General features: G+C 64.9%; 17 protein-coding genes. 12 read left to right on the top strand and 5 right to left on the bottom strand.

Annotation, left to right across the window (positions count from 1 at the left end):
• Nucleotides 1-242: 242 nt before the first annotated feature.
• Both B1526_RS01890 and B1526_RS01895 read right to left on the bottom strand, forming a co-directional pair.
• Nucleotides 243-449 (bottom strand): cold-shock protein, encoded by a 207-nt coding sequence (locus tag B1526_RS01890; protein ID WP_095614441.1) that lies wholly within the window; start codon nucleotides 447-449, stop codon nucleotides 243-245.
• A 252-nt stretch (nucleotides 450-701) separates the two neighbouring features.
• Entirely contained in the window at nucleotides 702-1,373 is a 672-nt protein-coding gene (locus B1526_RS01895) for an Ig-like domain-containing protein (RefSeq protein WP_095614442.1), read from the bottom strand.
• Between the two features lie 135 nt (nucleotides 1,374-1,508).
• Here B1526_RS01895 and B1526_RS01900 point away from each other — a divergent pair, with 135 nt between their 5' ends.
• From B1526_RS01900 to B1526_RS01955, 12 genes are all read left to right on the top strand, one after another.
• Entirely contained in the window at nucleotides 1,509-2,210 is a 702-nt protein-coding gene (locus tag B1526_RS01900) for a uracil-DNA glycosylase (RefSeq protein WP_095614443.1), read from the top strand.
• Between the two features lie 129 nt (nucleotides 2,211-2,339).
• Nucleotides 2,340-3,398: an AAA family ATPase gene (locus B1526_RS01905; RefSeq protein ID WP_095614444.1), complete on the top strand. Its 1,059-nt coding sequence runs from the start codon at nucleotides 2,340-2,342 to the stop codon at nucleotides 3,396-3,398.
• Nucleotides 3,395-4,360 carry a DUF58 domain-containing protein gene (locus B1526_RS01910; RefSeq protein ID WP_095614445.1) on the top strand — a complete coding sequence of 322 codons (966 nt, stop codon included), beginning with the start codon at nucleotides 3,395-3,397 and terminating at the stop codon, nucleotides 4,358-4,360. Before B1526_RS01905 ends, B1526_RS01910 begins: the two co-directional genes overlap by 4 nt.
• Entirely contained in the window at nucleotides 4,357-4,893 is a 537-nt protein-coding gene (locus B1526_RS01915) for a hypothetical protein (protein WP_095614446.1), read from the top strand. The genes B1526_RS01910 and B1526_RS01915 overlap by 4 nt, the downstream gene beginning before the upstream one ends.
• 2 nt (nucleotides 4,894-4,895) lie before the next feature.
• Nucleotides 4,896-5,945 (top strand): vWA domain-containing protein, encoded by a 1,050-nt coding sequence (locus tag B1526_RS01920; RefSeq protein WP_095614447.1) that lies wholly within the window; start codon nucleotides 4,896-4,898, stop codon nucleotides 5,943-5,945.
• Nucleotides 5,942-6,964: a vWA domain-containing protein gene (locus B1526_RS01925; RefSeq protein ID WP_095614448.1), complete on the top strand. Its 1,023-nt coding sequence runs from the start codon at nucleotides 5,942-5,944 to the stop codon at nucleotides 6,962-6,964. The genes B1526_RS01920 and B1526_RS01925 overlap by 4 nt, the downstream gene beginning before the upstream one ends.
• Entirely contained in the window at nucleotides 6,961-7,551 is a 591-nt protein-coding gene (locus B1526_RS01930) for a DUF6466 family protein (protein WP_095614449.1), read from the top strand. Before B1526_RS01925 ends, B1526_RS01930 begins: the two co-directional genes overlap by 4 nt.
• A 201-nt stretch (nucleotides 7,552-7,752) precedes the next feature.
• On the top strand, nucleotides 7,753-8,133 hold the full coding sequence (locus B1526_RS01935) for a hypothetical protein (RefSeq protein ID WP_133088402.1): 381 nt from the start codon (nucleotides 7,753-7,755) through the stop codon (nucleotides 8,131-8,133).
• A gap of 8 nt (nucleotides 8,134-8,141) precedes the next feature.
• Entirely contained in the window at nucleotides 8,142-9,638 is a 1,497-nt protein-coding gene (locus B1526_RS01940) for an esterase/lipase family protein (protein ID WP_235606985.1), read from the top strand.
• A gap of 77 nt (nucleotides 9,639-9,715) precedes the next feature.
• Nucleotides 9,716-11,158, top strand: coding sequence for an adenylosuccinate lyase (gene purB / locus B1526_RS01945; protein WP_095614452.1), 1,443 nt, complete (start codon nucleotides 9,716-9,718; stop codon nucleotides 11,156-11,158).
• Nucleotides 11,159-11,371: 213 nt separating this feature from the next.
• Nucleotides 11,372-13,843: a lysylphosphatidylglycerol synthase transmembrane domain-containing protein gene (locus B1526_RS01950; protein ID WP_095614453.1), complete on the top strand. Its 2,472-nt coding sequence runs from the start codon at nucleotides 11,372-11,374 to the stop codon at nucleotides 13,841-13,843.
• Nucleotides 13,844-14,004: 161 nt separating this feature from the next.
• Complete coding sequence (locus tag B1526_RS01955) at nucleotides 14,005-14,286, top strand: HU family DNA-binding protein (RefSeq protein ID WP_022857750.1); 282 nt, start codon at nucleotides 14,005-14,007, stop codon at nucleotides 14,284-14,286.
• Between the two features lie 217 nt (nucleotides 14,287-14,503).
• Here the strand turns inward: B1526_RS01955 and B1526_RS01960 are convergent, their stop codons facing one another.
• The 3 genes from B1526_RS01960 to B1526_RS01970 all read right to left on the bottom strand — a co-directional run bounded on the left by B1526_RS01960 (nucleotide 14,504) and on the right by B1526_RS01970 (nucleotide 17,158).
• Nucleotides 14,504-15,985: a proteasome accessory factor PafA2 family protein gene (locus B1526_RS01960; protein ID WP_095614680.1), complete on the bottom strand. Its 1,482-nt coding sequence runs from the start codon at nucleotides 15,983-15,985 to the stop codon at nucleotides 14,504-14,506.
• Nucleotides 15,985-16,176, bottom strand: coding sequence for a ubiquitin-like protein Pup (locus B1526_RS01965; RefSeq protein ID WP_095614454.1), 192 nt, complete (start codon nucleotides 16,174-16,176; stop codon nucleotides 15,985-15,987). Before B1526_RS01965 ends, B1526_RS01960 begins: the two co-directional genes overlap by 1 nt.
• Before the next feature lie 109 nt (nucleotides 16,177-16,285).
• On the bottom strand, nucleotides 16,286-17,158 hold the full coding sequence (locus B1526_RS01970) for an inositol monophosphatase family protein (protein ID WP_407640986.1): 873 nt from the start codon (nucleotides 17,156-17,158) through the stop codon (nucleotides 16,286-16,288).
• Nucleotides 17,159-17,277 lie beyond the last annotated feature (119 nt).

Below are 17,277 nucleotides of genomic sequence, written 5' to 3' on the forward strand. Positions count from 1 at the left end.
TTTCGGCGATCACTCCCATCGCCCGAGTGCTACATGGCAGATTAGCACTCTCACCCGTCGAGTGCCAACACGACATGCGGTGCATTGCGCTGTGGGCAAGACGGACGACCGCCCGTATGGACACCCAAGCAAGCTTCGCCATGTCGACAGGGATGGGAAAACCGGAAGGCTTTCCCGAGGCGAAGCGGTTCGGGAAGGCCTGTCCGGCTTTGTGTCTGGGATGGAGCGTCGGCAGGAAACGGCTATTTCACGACCGAGACGTTTTTCGCACGAAGCCCCTTCGGCGTGTCCTCCATTTCGTATTCGACGGTGTCCCCTTCGTGCAGTGTGCGGAATCCATCCGATTGGATGACCGAATAATGCACGAAGATGTCATCGCCGCCATCCGTAGGAGTGATGAATCCATATCCCTTTCCCGCACTGAAGAACTTGACGGTTCCCTGTGTCATTTCCCTAATTCTTTCTTTAGCCAAACCATGAAAGCCACGGCAGCGCGACCCGTGACCTAAAACGTCCCCAATCATCGGGCGTCGAACCGTAACCGGATTACAGTGTAGTCACCCATGCCGTCTTGGACACGCCATATCGACCAAATATGAGACAGTTACGGGTATTGCCCCAAAAACAGCCGGGGCCGTGTCCGTTTCCCTGTCAGGGAAACGGACACGGCCCCGTTGGGCGCGGGATGCCGGAGCGGGCGTTCACTGCATAAGCACGACGACGATCGGCTCGCTGATGCCGTCCTTCTGTTCGACGGTCGCGATGCCGAGCGTATTGGCGACCTGCTGCGCGGTCGCGAGGTCGGCGTCGTTCTGGTACCACACGACGGTCTGCCCCGGAAGCGGCTTGCCGTCGGGATTCGTCGCCGTGGCGTTGCCGAAGCCGGCAGCTTTAAGCACGTCCACCTTTGCTCCAGCGGCGCCATCTCCTCCGAAGCCGTTGACGACGCTTATCGCGGCGTTCATGTTGACTTGCTGCGATTCCTCGGGCGTCGACGACTCGGATGCGGAAGGCGACTGCGACGGCGAAGCGCTTTCCACCGGGGAGGATGATTCGGACGCCGCCGAGGACTCCGACGCCGACGTGGATGCGGAGCTCTCGTCGCCCGTGGCCTGCGTCGTCTGCGCGACCTGGGCGCTCGAGCTTTGGGAGGCGGCGGAGTCGTGCCGCCGGAACATGTTCGCGGCCTCGCCGGAGAAGATGCTCCAGAACAGTACGCCGGCGGCGGCCGCCGCGACGATGACGATGGCGAACGGCGTGAGCCTCACGCCGAGCGAACGCGCGCCCCTGTGCACGCCGACCGGCCCCTCGGGCGGATCGTCGTAGGCGTCCTTCGGGTAGGAATCGTACCCCTCACTGTCCTTGCGAGCCATAGTGGTCCTTCCGTGTCTGATGTACGTCGCGCCGCATGCCATGCACAGGCATACGCGCATGACGTTCCCGCCATTCACTATAACGAACACACTGGGCACGCCGCAACGGCACCTGTGCGGGTACCCTAAGGCCGTATGGCAAGGCAATGCAAACCGTTGAACGAATCGATCGACCCGCAATGGGCGCTAGCGCTCGCACCCGTCGAACCGCAGATCCACCGGATGGGCGACTTCCTTGGCGAGCAGGCGGCGCAGGGCAAGCAGATCCTCCCTGCACCCCATGACATCCTGCGCGCGTTCCGCACACCCACGTTCCGCGACGTCAAGGTGCTCATCGTCGGGCAGGACCCGTATCCGACACCGGGATATCCCGTGGGCCTGAGCTTCTCGGTCGCCCCGGACGTGCGACCGTTGCCGAAGAGCCTCATCAACATATATAAGGAACTGCAGGACGACCTGCATGTGCCGCCGCCCCGCAACGGCGACCTGACGCCGTGGACCGAACGCGGCGTCATGCTCCTCAACAGAAGCCTGACGGTCGAGGCGCACCATCCGAACAGCCATCAGGACAAAGGCTGGCGCCCCGTCACCGACGAGGCGGTCAAGGCGCTCAACGCGCGCGTCGACGACCACGGCAGGCCGCTGCCGCTCGTCGCGATCCTGTGGGGACGCAACGCGCAGACACTCGCGCCACTGCTGTCGAACGCGTTCATCATCGCGTCGGCCCATCCGAGCCCGCTGTCCGCATCACGTGGGTTCTTCGGCTCGCATCCGTTCTCGCGCGCGAACGCCGCGCTCGAATCGATGGGAGCCTCCCCGGTCGACTGGTCGCTCTAGGCCGCCTCCCGGCGCCCCGCACATGCCCTATACATGCATCCATGGATGTTCACCCACCGACGCGTTCAAGCACGGCAAGTACAATGTGCAGTCGAAAGCAAACCCACGAACTACGGAAGAGTGCAAGCCATGGCCTTGTTCCAACAGCAACCGCAGATGCCGCCGGCCGCGCCGCCAGCCGCCGCCAGGCCGAACGCGCCGGCCGCGCAGGATACGGCGCGCGCGCAGCAACTCGTCGCGCGCATCCGCAACCGTTTCTCCGACACACTCGTCGGGCAGGACAATCTGCGCGAATCACTCATCACGACGCTCGTCGCGGGCGGCCATATCCTCATCGAATCCGTTCCGGGACTCGCGAAGACGACCGCCGCGCAGACGCTCGCCACGTCGGTGTCCGGCACGTTCAAGCGCGTCCAATGCACACCCGACCTCATGCCTTCCGACCTCGTGGGCACGCAGGTCTTCGATTTCTCGACGCAGCGCTTCTCGACGCAGATCGGCCCGATTCACGCGAATTTCGTATTGCTTGACGAAATCAACCGTTCGAACGCGAAGACACAGTCCGCGATGCTCGAGGCGATGGCCGAAGGCGCGACGACGATCGGAGGCCAGCGCATCCCGTTGCCGAAGCCGTTCATGGTCATCGCGACCCAGAACCCGATCGAGGAGGAGGGCACGTTCAACCTGCCCGAAGCGCAGATGGACCGCTTCATGATGAAGGCCGTCATGACGTATCCGACGACCGATCAGGAGGTCGCGATGCTCGCGATGCTCACGCGCCGCGGTTCCGACACGATCGACCCGACGGCCGTGACCCCCGACGTCATCTCGATCCAGGACGTTGAATTCCTGCGCTCCGCCGCACGCCGCGTGCATGTGTCCGACGCGATCATGCGCTACGCCGTCGATATCGCCGACACGTCCCGTGGCGGCGGTACGAAACCGGTCCAGGGCCTTTCCTCACGTGTCCGTCTCGGCGCCTCGCCACGCGCGTCGATCGCGCTCGTGCGCATCGGGCAGGCAGCGGCGCTCATGGCCGGCCGCGATTACGTGATCCCCGAGGATGTCAAACGATTCGTCCACGAAGTGCTGCGCCACCGCATCCTGCTGACGTTCGAGGCGCTCGCCGACGGCATGACCGCCGACCAGATCGTCGACAGCATCGTCAAGGCGGTCCCGGTTCCATGATCGACGCGTCCGCGACCGAAGCCCGCGTACGCCGCCGCATCGAGGCGCTCGGCGCCTCGATGTCATTGCCGACGGTCGACCGTGCGCTCGGCATCCTCGAAGGCGAACACCGTTCGAGGCGACGCGGCGGCAACGACGACCTGCTCGACGTGCGCGCCTATGAGACCGGTGATGAGGCGCGGCAGATCGACTGGAAGATCAGCGCCCGTTCCGGGCGCGCGATGGTCGTCCAACGCGAGCGCCTGTCAAGCAGCCGTGTCTATCTGCTCATGGACACTGGACGCGAGATGACGGCCACATGCCCGTCCGGTGAACGCGCATGGGCGGTCGCCGCGAACGCGTTGTGCATGTTCGCGGCGCTCACGCTGCGCCGCAGCGACGATATCTCCCTTGTCCTTGGTGACGCGTCGCGCATCACACGCGTCCCGTTCCATGGCGGCCTCGCGCAATTCGAACGCACGATCGACACCGCGCTCGACCGCACATGGTCGCAGCCGCGCAACATCGGGGCACTCCTCGATTACGCGGTCCGGTTGAGGGAAAGCCATGCGCTCATCGTGCTCGCGACGAACGCCGAGGCGCTCGACGTCGAACAGCTGCGCCGCATACGGCGCATCGCGCAGACGCATCCGCTCGTCGTCATCGATGTCGGCACAATCAATCCCTTCGCCGACGAACCGGTTTCCGGCCGGCGCGGCGCACACGTCGTCGACGGCGCGAGCGGCCGGCGTGTGCCCGCGTTCCTCAGACGCCGCACGCTCTCCGACGAGGTCGCGACGCACCGTTCCTATCTTGTCTCCGCATTGCGCCAAGAGCTTTCGCGCTGCGGTTCGAGGTTCATTCACGCCGATTCAAGCGAGGCGATGTTCACGGATTTCGTCCGGCTCATCTCATTGAGCCGCTTCGGTACGCCGGGCGGCGCTTCGCTGCTGCGCACGCGCACGGAAGGAGACGTCCGATGAACACCGATGCCGATACGCTCTCCTCGCTCGCCGTGCAATCCGACGATCTGCATGTCCAACCGGCCCCGGACGTTTCCACGATGCTATGGGCGTGTTGCGGTGCCGCGGCCGTCATCGCGGTCGTGTGCATCGTGTGCGCGGTCGTGTTGTCGCGTCCGCGCAAGGCGCGCACACCCACGCAAGGCGCGCACGCCGAGGGTTCCGACAAGCGCACGTGGCTCGCGCGCATCGATGCGGTCGTGCATGACCACGACACACACCGCATCACTGCGGACGAAGCCTACAGCGAGCTCGCGGCGCTCGCTCGTGCGTTCGCGTCGGCCCGTTCGGGGCGACCGCTCGCGACGCGCACGCTGCGCGACCTCGAACATGAGCCACGCACGGGCAATACGGACAACTGGGATGCGCTGCGGATGACGATCGCAGCGCTCTACCCGCCGGAATTCGCCGATGACGACCATCCGCAGGCGCACAGCGCATCGGTCGCGCAAGCGGCCGGCTGGGTCGCCGACCTCGTCGAAAGGTGGCGCTGAACATGCTGCATTGGCAATGGCCATGGGCCGCTGCGGTCTCCGTGGCCGCCGCAATCGCCGTGGGCGCACTCGCCTTCTGGCTCAACGCACGGCGGGATGATGCCGACGCCGCCGAGGCATTCGGCATCGACGACGACCTGAAAACCGATGAGGGCGCACGGCTCATGCGTCTGTGGCGTAGGCTCGGCCGTACGGCGGCCGCGCTCCTCGTCGCCGCGCTCACCGTCACGTGCGCGTTCACGGCACGCCCGACGCATGTGGATGCGCAACATGAGCGCAGCGCGACGCGCGATATCGTGCTGTGCCTCGATGTCTCGGGTTCCGCACTGCCTTACGACCGCGAGGTGATCGATACCTACCGTTCGCTCGTCGAACGGTTCCAGGGTGAACGCATCGGCATGAGCATCTTCAACTCGACTTCGCGCACGGTGTTCCCGCTCACCGACGACTACGCGATGGTCAGTCGTGAACTCGACGAGGCGAGCACGCTCCTTGAAGGCGTCGCCTCGCAGGACAATATCGACGATATGAGCGACGAACAGTACCAGCAGGTTTCCGATTGGCTTGCCGGCACGCAGAACCGCAAGAACGCGACGAGCCTCATCGGGGATGGCCTCGTCAGCTGCGCGGCGATGCTGCCCGGCTTCTCCTATGGCAGGTCGCAGCAGGACATGGACCGTGACGCGTCGATCGTGCTCGCGACCGACAATGTCGTATCGGGCACGCCGACGTACACGCTCGAGGAGGCGCTCGATATGACGTCGAAGGCCGGCATCACCGTCGACGGCCTGTTCTCGGGGCCGAAGGAAAGCGAAGGCGACGAGCAGACGGCGCGCATGCGCACCCTCATCGAACAGCATGGCGGCGTGTTCCTCACCCAGTCGAACGGTGATTCGGTCGATGGGCTCGTGCGTTCGATCGACGAACGGCAGACGAAGGACGTCGACACCGACGACCGTGCGGCATGGACCGACGCGCCCGGATGGTGGACGCTCGCGCTCGCCGTGCTCGTCGGCGCATGGCTGCTTGTGGCTTGGAGGTTGAGGCGATGAACACGTTCACGTTTGCCCCGGCGCCCGGATGGGTCGCCGGATCCGCGCTCGCCGTGGCCATGGCCGTGTGCGCGGCCGCGGTCGTTGTGCTCCATGTACGCAGGCGCGGCGCGAGCGACGAGACGGTCGGCATGTGCGTCAGACGCGTCATCATATGTGTGCTCGTCGCGGTGATCGCGTTGACGCCGAGCATCGCGACGACGACGACAAGCCGCGCCGTGAACGCGACCGACGTCGTCATCGCGACCGACGTCACCGGTTCGATGGGTGTCGGCGACGCGACCTACGGCGCGCACAGTGGCATAAGCCGCATCGACGCGGCGAAGGACGCGATTGACGACATCACGAAGCAGTATGCGAACTCAAGTTTCGCGGCCGTCAGCTTCGGCGCGTCGGGAACGCTCGATGTGCCGCTCACGCCGGATGCGGCGGCGATCGACCATTGGGCGTCGGCGCTGCGCACCGAACCGACCTCGGCCTCGGCGGGGTCGTCGGCGGACGCCGCGATCGACCAGCTGCTGCTCACACTCAAGTCAATACGCGACGCACACCCCGACGACCGCATCGTGCTGTATCTGATCACCGACGGTGAGCAGACGATCCCGACATCACGGCGGACGTTCTCGTCGCTGCGCCGGTACATCGACGACGCATGCGTCATCGGCGTCGGCACCGAGTCAGGCGGCAAAGTGCCACGTTCCGATGTCGACGGCACGGACGGCGATGGCGCATGGGTCATCGATCCGGCGACCGGGCAATCGGGCGTGTCGGTCATGGACAAAGGGCAGATCGAATCGATCGCCGACGAACTCAGCGGCACGGCGTTGTTCACCGCGGACGGCGGCACGGCCGTCGACGCGGGGATCACGGCCGAATCGAAACAGTGGCGTTCGACGACGACGCACAAGGAACGCGTGCGCATCACACCGGTCGTCTGGCCGCTCGTGTTCATCTTGCTCGCCGTACTGGCGTGGGAGGTCGGCGCATGGTTCGGCCAGTCAAGGAGGCTTTTGCCGTGACACAGACATCACATGCCGCCCGCGGCGGCGCGGATGGCACACATTCGCGCACGCCGCTCGCCGTGCGCGTCATCCTCATCATCATGGCCGTCGCCGCGCTCGCCGCGGCCGTCTGGTCGGCTTGGAACATCCATGCCGCGCATGACGGCGCATCACTCGCCGCGACACTCACGCGCACGATTGACGAAGCCGGCAAACCGGACGCCGACCTCAAACGGCTGCTCACCCAGCAACGCCAGACCGATGCGCGCTACGACACCCTCCTCGGTTCGAAGGCGGCGCTCCTGCCGCAGCTTGCATCCTCCCTTGAAGCGAACGCGGCCGTGTCGAAAACGCTCACCGAACGCCTTGCACACCAGATCGATGAGGATGGCAAGGCGGACGGCCCGCAATCCTCCGGCGGCACATCGACCGCGGATGCGGACCGTACCGGCGACCCCGCGCTCAACGACCAGGAACGGCGCAAGCTTGAGGAGCTGCTCAAGAACAACGAGACAACGAACAGCGATGAGGAAACGACGTCGAACAACGGCAAACGCGGACAGGACGCCGGCACAGCAGGCAGCCAGGACGCCAAACCGTGGTGACGGCGCAAAATCTTCTCCTGTGGAAGGGGCCCGGTCCATCCACGTCATGTGGATGGACCGGGCCCCTTCCACAACCGGTGTGCATAACCGCCGCTGTGGATAACGCGCCGTGTCGTCCACACGATGGGACCGAGCCCACGTTCCGGTCACAGAGGGCTACATCATTGGACGCGGATCGTGCCGATGGCGTCCAATGGGAGCATGGATACGACACACCACATCACACCGTTGACCACATCCACGGCCGGAGGATGGCATGCACGACGGCCAGTACGCATGCTCATCGCAGCCGGCTCCACCCTTGTCCCGGGATCGGCCGCGGCTTTTGACACGACACGCGCGCAAGCACTCCTCGCGGTCATGCGCGACTGCCATGCGCTCATGCAGCGCATGGCACATGAATGCGACACTGCACTCGACGACCTGCTGCGCACAACCGCCATGGTGCGGATCGACGCATGGCATGGGCCGGCAGGCGAACTCTACCGCGAGCGCATCCGCGCGTTGCGTACACAGGCGGCCATCGTCCGTGCGCAAGGCGACGTCGCACCGGCGATGTTGTTCGGTCAGGGGACGATATGACACGATACGTGACCTCATCAGTCCATGGGGGATCCTTCGGCGTCGCCGATGACGGCGCCTACCTGCACGCCCATCGCACACTCGCGAGCCAGCATGACGTGCTCACGGCGTGCGCGGCACGGTGGACACGCACGGCGTGCGCGCTTTCGTCACGAAGGATGGATGTAAGCGTGCGCTTCCCCGCGACCGCACTGCCCACGTCCACACCATCCATGCACGCCCCGGACGGTGACGCGGATATGCTCATGCACCGGATCGCGTGTGCGGTCGACGCATGCAACGACGTTGGCGTGATGGTGCGCCGCCTCGCCGATGAATGCGGCCGTCTCGCCGACCTCGTCGCCCGGGCGTGGGGCATATACAACGCCGCGGAATCAAGGAACCGCGCCCGTACAACGAAGGTCGTGCAACTGCTTGCGAAAGCCGATCCGCTCGCGATGTCGGTCATCGGCTTGGGCATGGGACTGTTCGGCGCTGGATACGGCTATGCGACGGAAGGCACGTTCGGCGTCGCGCATATGTCCCATGCGACCTCATGGATGCAGGAGGGCCTGCTCGCCGGCATTGGCGACAGGATGTCGGGCGCGTCCCCGCTCGATACGATCATGAGGAACGGTTCGGGCGTCGCCGCCGCGGCTGGCCGGATCACCGCAATAAGCGCCCCGGCCAACGACCTCGTGCAAGGCTCACGGCTCACCATCCGACAGGTGCATGCGTTGACGGCACCCGTCGGATACGCCGACAACACCGCGACGGCGCTGCATGACCTGCGCGGGCTTGGCCGTGCGAACGCGGATACAGCACGCAGCGGACTGTCCTATGCGACAATCGCCATTTCACGGTATGCGCGTGCGGATGGCACGAACGCATGGCTCGTCACGATCCCCGGCACCGACGGGCAGGCGGATTCGCCATTGGGATGGGAGCAGAACGTCGAGCTGATGAGCGACGACGCGACGGAGCGCGCGCACGCGGACAGCGCACGCTTCGTCGCCGAGGCGATGCGCCGTGCCGGTGTCGCGTGCGGCGATCCGGTCGCGCTCATCGGTCATTCACAAGGCGGCATCATCGCGGCGACGATCGCGAGCGACTACACGGACGAATTCACAGTCGGGCATGTCGTCACGGCCGGGTCGCCGATCGCGAACCATCCGGTCGCGAAGGGCACATGGGTGACGAGCGTCGAAATGGACGACGAACTTGTCGCGGCGCTTGACGGGGCGGCGAACCCGGAACAGGGCCGCTGGCTCACCGTGCGGGGCAGCCTCGCGCATGAAGATGACGACCGCCTGCTCGCGTCAAGCGCCGTCGACATCGCCGAGGGGCCGTCCGGGCTCACCCACGACCTCGCCTACCATGAGGCCGCGTATGCGAGCGCGGCGCAACTCGGCACGCCTGCACTCGAACGCCATGACGACCATTTCCGCCGTACGATCGCCGGAGAATACCAAGGGACGTCATACTGGCAGGGCCGCATCGGCGACCGGGGTGATGAGGACCGGTGACGAGCCGGCGCACGGCGCATGGCACATCCGTGAGACGGATGGGCCATGCGTTCACGGCCTTGCGTAGAGTGAATGACATGAAGCTTACCGACATCTCCCCCGCCATCGCGCTCACCCCGCTCGATGGCCGTTACCATGCCCAGACCGCCGAACTCGTCGAGTATCTCAGCGAACCGGCGCTCAACCGCGAGCGCATGCGCGTCGAAGTCGAATGGATGATCATGCTCGCCAACGGCTATGCCGGCAACGGCTGGCAACCGATCGTCCCGGGCGTCGAGCCGCTCACCGAACAGGAGCAGGCGTTCCTGCGTGCGATCCCCGAGGAGTTCGGCGCCGAGGGCATCGCACAGCATGCCGCGCATGAAGCCGTGACGCATCATGACGTCAAGGCCGTCGAATACTACATCGACGACCAGCTCGACAAGGCCGCCGACATACTCGGGCACGAGACGCAGCTGACCGGTCTCAAGACGCTTGTGCATTTCGCATGCACGAGCGAGGACATCAACAACCTGTCGACGGCGCGCTGCGTCAAGAACGCCGTAGAACGTGTCTGGCTTCCGGGGATCGATGCAATCGTCGACCTGCTCGCCGAACAGGCGGAACGCTACAAGGACATGCCGCTGCTGTCGCTCACGCATGGGCAGCCGGCGACGCCGACGACGCTCGGCAAGGAGCTCGCCGTCTACGTGTACCGTCTGAACCGCCAGATCTCCCATGTGCGCGCGCAGCAGTACCTTGGCAAGATCAATGGCGCAACGGGCACGTTCGGCGCCCATCTCGCCGCGATTCCCGATGTGGATTGGATCGACGTGTCGCGCACGTTCGTCGAGGAACGCATGGGCCTGACGTGGAACCCACTGACGACGCAGATCGAATCGCATGATTGGCAGGCCGAGCTCTATGGCACGATGAGCCATGCGAACCGCATCATGCACAATCTGTGCGTCGATGTGTGGATGTACATCTCGCGCGGCGTGTTCGCGCAGGTGCCTGTCAAGGGCGCGACCGGCTCATCGACGATGCCGCACAAGATCAACCCGATTCGTTTCGAGAACGCGGAGGCGAACTTCGAGATCTCGTGCTCGCTGCTCGACACGCTCGCAGCGACGCTCGTCGAATCCCGCTGGCAGCGCGACCTGACCGATTCGACGACGCAGCGCAACATCGGATCGGCAATCGGCTATTCGGTCCTCGCACTGGCCAACCTACTCGGCGGCCTCAAGTCAATCCATCCGAACACGATCGTCATTGACCGTGAGCTCGACTCGAACTGGGAGGTGCTCGGCGAGCCGATCCAGACGGCGATGCGCGCCTGCGAGCTCGCAGGCCTACCCGGCATGGAGAAGCCCTACGAGAAGGTCAAGGAGCTCATGCGCGGCCATGAGATCAGCCAGCATGACGTCGAGGCGTTCATCGATTCCCTCGCGTTCGATGATGCGACCGCGGCGCGACTCAAGGCGCTCACACCGGCGACATACGTCGGCGATGCCGCGAAGCTCGTCGCGTTCGACCACTGACCGGCCGCCGGCCTACAGGCCTCCATCCGCCGCCGCGCACCCATGGCCGCCTGCCAGGGTCCGTGGCGGCGGTTTTCGTATGCCCTGAACCATCTTCATGTCATATGCAAGGCGCTTTGGCACATGCTCCTCTAGAATGGGTAGGGTTCGAAGACAGACAGGACAGGCAGCCAAAGGCCGTCATCCCCCGTCCCACGTAGGAGAAGGACGTCGATGCAAGCATCTCAACAGGAAACGCAGCAGCCCCGGCCGGAGTCCGGCGGACGGGCGGCCCCCGATGACGTCGTCATCGCGGACATCGAGCCGAAACGCACGCATGTCTTCTCCGACCTCATCCATGCCGCCGCCGCGCTCATCCTCGGTGTGCTCATCATCGTGTTCGCCGTCTATCTGCGCGGCATCACAAGCGGTGTCGAAAGCGACGCGCACACGGCAGCGCGCGCGCTCGAATGGCTCCTTGACGTCCCTGCGTCGTTCCTGCAGCAGCTCATCGTGCTGTTCGCCGTCGTCAGCGTGCTCATCCAACTCGTCATCAACCGCGAATGGCTGCAATCCGCATGCTCCGTCGGCGGACTCATCCTCGGCTTCGGCGCCGTATGGGGCGTCTCATACCTGTTGTCGACACACGGTTCGGCGATCCTCGTCAACTCGTTGCTGTCGACCGGCACCCACACCGGCACATCGCTCCTGCCTGATTTCTATGCGGCGATCAGCGCGTTCCTGACGGTCGCTGGACCACGGCGCATGCGTTCGACCGTCAAATGGGGTTGGAACGTGCTCCTTGTCGGCGCGATCCTGCTCATCATCAGCTCGTGGAATTCAGTACCGGGCGTCATCGTGTCGATATGCGTCGGCAGGATCGTCGGTCTTGTCATCCGTTTCGCGATCGGCACACCGAACTCCGGCGCGTGGGGTGTGCATGTGGTATCGGCGTTGCGCCAGATCGGACTCGCACCGCGCGAACTGCGGCTGCGCGACGCCGACGACACACACAACGGCATCCTGCACACGTCACTTGAGGATGACCTCGTCGAGAACTCACGCATCTATACATGCCGCACACAGGACGGCCATGAGTGTGTCGTCTCCGTCCTCGACAACCAGCTGCATGTGACCGGCTACCTCAACCAGCTCTGGCAGCTCATCCGCCTGAGCGGCGTCGCCGTGCGCCATGACCGCTCCGCCGTGAGCGCGACGCACCACCATTTCGCGATGCTCCTTGGGCTGCGCAACCTCAGTCTGCCATCGATGCGCCCATACGGCGTCGTCGACGCGGGCGAATCGTCAATCCTCGTCCTCGACCATGCGTCGGCACTGCACACGACCGACACCGGGAAACTCGACGACGACATGGTCCTCGGATACATGACGTACCTCAAACGCGCGCACCGGCGCGGCTACACGCACCGGCGCATCACGTCCGACGTCCTCGCGCGCACACAACAGGGCACACCCGTGATCGCGGGCTGGCAGAACGGCGACGACGCGAGCTCCTCGGCGAATGTCTCATTGGACAAAGTGCAGATGCTCGCGCTGTTCGCCGCACTCATCGGCATCGACCGCACCGTCGCGCTCGCGCGGCGCGCATGGGACGACGAAACACTCGTCAACCTCATACCTTTCGTGCAGAAGGCGGCCGTGCCCGCATCCACGCGCACGCTCGAAGGATGGAACAAGACGCTCCTCGAGGACCTACGCAAGTCGATGGGTGCGCTTGCCCCCGAAGAGGTCTCCGAATCGCTCGAACAGGTCACGCTCTCACGCTTCAGCGCACGGTCGTTCTTCGCGATCGCACTGCTTGTCGTCGCCGTGTTCGTCGTCGTCACCCAGATGAACCCGAGCGAGATGATCAAGGCTGCACGCGACGCGAACATCTGGATGGCGATCGTCGTGCTGCTGTTCAGCTTCCTCGCATGGGTCGGTTCGGCGGTCTCGCTCGGCGGTTTCATCGACCGTGACCACCGCCATCCGCTCGGCATCCTGTTCTCGCAGATGGCCGCCGGATTCACGGCCGTCTCGATGCCCGCCGGCATCGGCCCGGCGTTCGTCAACCTGCAGTTCCTGCGCAAAAGCGGCTACCGCAACACCGTCGCGACGGCGATCATGAGCGCGGTGTGGGCCGTGCAGGCGGCGGTCACCGTCGTGTTGCTCATCGTCATCGGCATCTTCACCGGCCGCAACTCGTTGTCGAGCATGGTGCCGACGAACACACTCATCATCGTCATCGCCGCCGTCGCCCTCATCGTGTCGATCGCGATGGCGATTCCCCCCATCCGCAAGAAGGTGACCGACAAATACCTGCCGCTCGTCAAGTCGTACGCGCGCAGCCTGCTTGAAACGCTCACGCAGCCGGCGAAGCTCGCCGTGAGCGCCGCGGGCGGACTCATCCTCAACCTGTCGACCGGCCTGGGCTTCTGGGCGGCGCTTGAGGCCTTCGGCTATTCGACGAATCCAATCGAGACGACGTTCATCTTCCTGCTCGCGAACACACTCGGATCGGCGGTGCCGACACCGGGCGGCCTCGGCGCCGTCGAAGCGGCGCTCTCGGTCGCATTCACGGCGGTCGGTGTGCCGTCGACGATCGCGATCTCGGCGACGCTTGTCTACCGTCTCGGCTTCTACTGGCTGCGCATCCCGATCGGTGCCCTCGCGATGAAGTGGCTCGACAGGCACAATCTGATCTGATTTCAGCGCGATTTGGGGGCCCGGAACGTGCCAACGGCGAAAAAAGTTCTCAAAACCCTTGAGAAACACCGGTTTCACCACATTCATGCGCTAAGATTCATACTGAACATGTGGTTGAGACGCGCAATGGGCTCAACCCCTGAACCAAGAAGGATGCTCACATGGCATACAACAAGTCTGATCTCGTCACCAAGATCGCTCAGAAGTCCCACCTGACCAAGGCTCAGGCTGAGGCCGCCGTCAATGCATTCCAGGATGTATTCGTCGAGGCCATGAAGTCTGGCGAAGGCCTGAAGCTGACCGGTCTCTTCTCCGCCGAGCGCGTCAAGCGCGCCGCCCGTACCGGCCGCAACCCACGCACCGGCGAGACCATCGAGATCCCGGCGACCTACGGCGTGCGCATCTCGGCCGGTTCGCTGCTCAAGAAGGCCGTCACTGAGTGAACTGAGTGGATGGCGCCACGCGTCGAACGGACCGGTATCCCGGCAGGCCATCGCCAATGATCGGATGACGGATCCGGCCGCTTGATGCCACAGACGTGGAGGGGCCCACGACCAACGTTGGTCGTGGGCCCCTCCACGTCTGTCATATATCGCTGTCATACGCACGTCGGCACCACAACGGCAACGGCCGGTGCGCCACCATTCGACCGGCCTGCGCTCATACGGCGCTGTCCGCGGCGCGGCTTGCGTCGACCTCCCTGATGATGCGCGCGAACGGGGCGCCCCCGTCCGCGTCGAACGGATCGAGAAGCATGATCTCATCCTTGACCGGCGTGGTGATCTTGAGCTGCGTCCAATCGCACGCCCATGTCACCGGGGCCCCAAGCGCATGCCTGACAAATGCGCCACGCAGCACGGCGCGCGTGTCCGGGGGCGGCGTCGTCACCGCATCCTCGATCTGTTCGTTCGTGCACAGTGCGCGCATCCTGTGATGGCGCACAAGCGAGCCGTACAGGACACCATTCGCGATGTCGTGGTAGTCGAGGTCGAGTTGCCGCATCCGCATCGGATCGACAGCGCCACGCGCTTCGATGCCTGCCATGACATGCCGTTTGCATGCCCAATCCACCCGGTCGGCGAGCGCCGTCCATTCGTGTGCCGCGAGCGCGTCGAGCCCCGTCCTCCATTCGTCGAGCACATCGTCGAGCGTCATGAACGGGTCGCCGTCGAACGATGCGGCGATTTCGTCATGGAATCCGTCGGCGAACGTCGCGACCGCGTCGAGCATCCGCCGCTGCATCGCGAGCGCCGTCATCATCGTACCGTCGGCGAGCACGAGCCACGCGTCGGCGCCGTCGGCGTCGACGGCGAGGTTCGCATCGACCGGGTCGGCGAGCGCGAGGTGTTCGAGTCCTGTCGGCGAACCGCTGCGCGCGCCCCATTCCATCGTGCACAGGACGAGGTGCGTCATCGCGAGTTTCATCACCGTCGCCCATTGCGAACGGTTCGAATCCCCGATGATGACGTGGAGGCGACGGAATGATTCGGGGTCGGCGTGTGGCTCGTCGCGTGTGTTGATCATCGGACGCGAACGTGTCGTCGCCGATGATACCGTCTCGTCGACGAACGCGGCACGCTGCGTCACGGTCCAATGCCCGTCCGTGTACCGTCCCGCGCCAGTGAGGATCTGCCGTGTGATGAGGAACGGCAGCAGTTGCGTCTCGATCGCTTTGAGCTGCACGCCACGGCGCACGAGGTAGTTTTCGTGGCAGCCGAACGAATGGCCCGCACTGTCCGCGTTGTTTTTGAACAGATGGATCGTCGCGTGCAGGTCGACGGTGTCGCGCAGTCGGCGTTGGGTGTCGAGTGCGAGGTCGCGCATGGTGTGTTCGCCGGCGGCGTCCGCGAGCAGTGCGGCGCCCGGTGTGCGCGCCTCGGCGGTCGCGTATTCGGGGTGGGAGCCGATGTCGAGGTAGAGTCGGGAGCCGTTCTCGAGATACGTGTTCGTTGAACGTGCACGTTGCACGATCGGCTGGAACATCATCATCGCGACCTGTCCGGCGTCGGTCGCGCGCGCCGTGCCGGTCACGCTCAACCCGTATTCCGTTTCGATGCCGAAGATGCGCTCGAAGCCGTCCTTGTGCGCGGACGAGGCTGCGTCGCCGCGCCCGCGGTTGCGGCTGTCGTGCAGCTGGGGCATCATTCGCCGCCCTTCTGTACGAATCCGCTCACGTATTCCTCGGCGTTCGTCTCGAGGACGGTCTCGATGTCGTCGAGGATCGCGTCGAGGTCGTCGATGCCCGCGTCGGCGCGCGTGGTCGTCTTGTGTCGTGTCTCTGCGGCTGCGGTGTCGTCGTGCTGGGTCGATGGGGACCGTTGTTCCTGCGGCATGTCTGTTCCTCTCGTCGTCGGACGGTTGTCGTGTCGTCTGCCACACTACCGCATCGCACGCACGGACATGCACCGGTGACACGTCATGTGTCCGCCCCGGTGCCTGTGTTCAGTCGTGCGCTTCGTCGTTTCCGTGTTCCCAGGATTCGACGAGATACGATTTGAGATCGTCGAGGATGAGGCCGTTCGTTGCGACGAGGTTGTTCTCGCTGCGCCAGTGGATCAGGTCGCCGCGCCAGTTGCTCAGCTGGCCCTGCGCCTCCCACAGCACGACGGCGCCGGCTGAGAGCGCCGGCACGTCCCATTTGTGCAGATGCGGCTCGAAGTAGGCGTCGTAGGTGCCGTCGGCGACCTTGCACAGGTCGAGCGACGACGGTCCGATGCGCTTCATGTCGGCGGGCAGGCCGGCGATGTCTCCGACGACCTTGAGCGCGTGACGCGCCTCGGCGGACTTGAACGACATGCCAAATCCGATGACCGAGCCGTCGAGGCTGCGCGTCGTCGACGGCATGATCTTCTCGCGCTTCTCGCCGAGCGGCGTCGTACGCATGCGGATCGCGCCGCTGCGGCGGGCGGCGATGTAGGTCAGCTGCAGCGCCGGGGCGTGCACGACACCGAGGATCGGCTGTGCGGAGCCGAACTCGTTGAACTCGAAGAGCGAGACGGTGACCGACCATTCAGCCATGTTGCGCGTGTAGTTGATGACGCCGTCGATGCCGCCGATGCACCAGTAGCGGTCCCCCGCGTGCCATGCGTCGTCGCGCTCGTCCCAGCGCCCGTTGAACGCGTCCACGTAGGTGAGCCGGTTGTAGATGAACTGGCTGAGGCGCCCGTCCAGTTCGAGTCCGCGCGAGTAGTCGCGGGCCGCCGTGCTCAGCTCGGTCAGATTCTTCGGTGTCACCTGGTTGCTGAGTGCGTGTTTGCCGGCGTCCTGGGCGATGCGGGCGACCTGCATCGCAAGGTCACGCAGTTCCATCGTCATCGTGTGCACACCTTCGTTCCTCGTCGGTCGTGTCATTCGCATGCGCTTGCCGGTTCCGCCGGTCGGCACGCACTGTCCACTATAGCGGCATCCATGTGGTTATGTGGCACGGACGCCCA

It is taken from the genome of Bifidobacterium criceti, assembly GCF_002286935.1.
Taxonomy (GTDB): Bacteria; Actinomycetota; Actinomycetes; order Actinomycetales; family Bifidobacteriaceae; genus Bifidobacterium; species Bifidobacterium criceti.

Excerpts from the sequence above, each read along its gene's own strand:
- B1526_RS01925 (WP_095614448.1), top strand. The coding sequence starts at position 5,942 with ATGAACACGTTCACGTTTGCCCCGGCGCCCGGATGGGTCGCCGGATCC.
- B1526_RS01895 (WP_095614442.1), bottom strand. The coding sequence starts at position 1,373 with ATGGCTCGCAAGGACAGTGAGGGGTACGATTCCTACCCGAAGGACGCC.
- B1526_RS01900 (WP_095614443.1), top strand. The coding sequence starts at position 1,509 with ATGGCAAGGCAATGCAAACCGTTGAACGAATCGATCGACCCGCAATGG.
- B1526_RS01950 (WP_095614453.1), top strand. The coding sequence starts at position 11,372 with ATGCAAGCATCTCAACAGGAAACGCAGCAGCCCCGGCCGGAGTCCGGC.
- B1526_RS01955 (WP_022857750.1), top strand. The coding sequence starts at position 14,005 with ATGGCATACAACAAGTCTGATCTCGTCACCAAGATCGCTCAGAAGTCC.
- B1526_RS01935 (WP_133088402.1), top strand. The coding sequence starts at position 7,753 with ATGGATACGACACACCACATCACACCGTTGACCACATCCACGGCCGGA.
- B1526_RS01905 (WP_095614444.1), top strand. The coding sequence starts at position 2,340 with ATGGCCTTGTTCCAACAGCAACCGCAGATGCCGCCGGCCGCGCCGCCA.
- B1526_RS01920 (WP_095614447.1), top strand. The coding sequence starts at position 4,896 with ATGCTGCATTGGCAATGGCCATGGGCCGCTGCGGTCTCCGTGGCCGCC.
- B1526_RS01910 (WP_095614445.1), top strand. The coding sequence starts at position 3,395 with ATGATCGACGCGTCCGCGACCGAAGCCCGCGTACGCCGCCGCATCGAG.
- B1526_RS01960 (WP_095614680.1), bottom strand. The coding sequence starts at position 15,985 with ATGCCCCAGCTGCACGACAGCCGCAACCGCGGGCGCGGCGACGCAGCC.
- B1526_RS01965 (WP_095614454.1), bottom strand. The coding sequence starts at position 16,176 with ATGCCGCAGGAACAACGGTCCCCATCGACCCAGCACGACGACACCGCA.
- purB (WP_095614452.1), top strand. The coding sequence starts at position 9,716 with ATGAAGCTTACCGACATCTCCCCCGCCATCGCGCTCACCCCGCTCGAT.
- B1526_RS01915 (WP_095614446.1), top strand. The coding sequence starts at position 4,357 with ATGAACACCGATGCCGATACGCTCTCCTCGCTCGCCGTGCAATCCGAC.
- B1526_RS01970 (WP_407640986.1), bottom strand. The coding sequence starts at position 17,158 with ATGACGATGGAACTGCGTGACCTTGCGATGCAGGTCGCCCGCATCGCC.
- B1526_RS01890 (WP_095614441.1), bottom strand. The coding sequence starts at position 449 with ATGACACAGGGAACCGTCAAGTTCTTCAGTGCGGGAAAGGGATATGGA.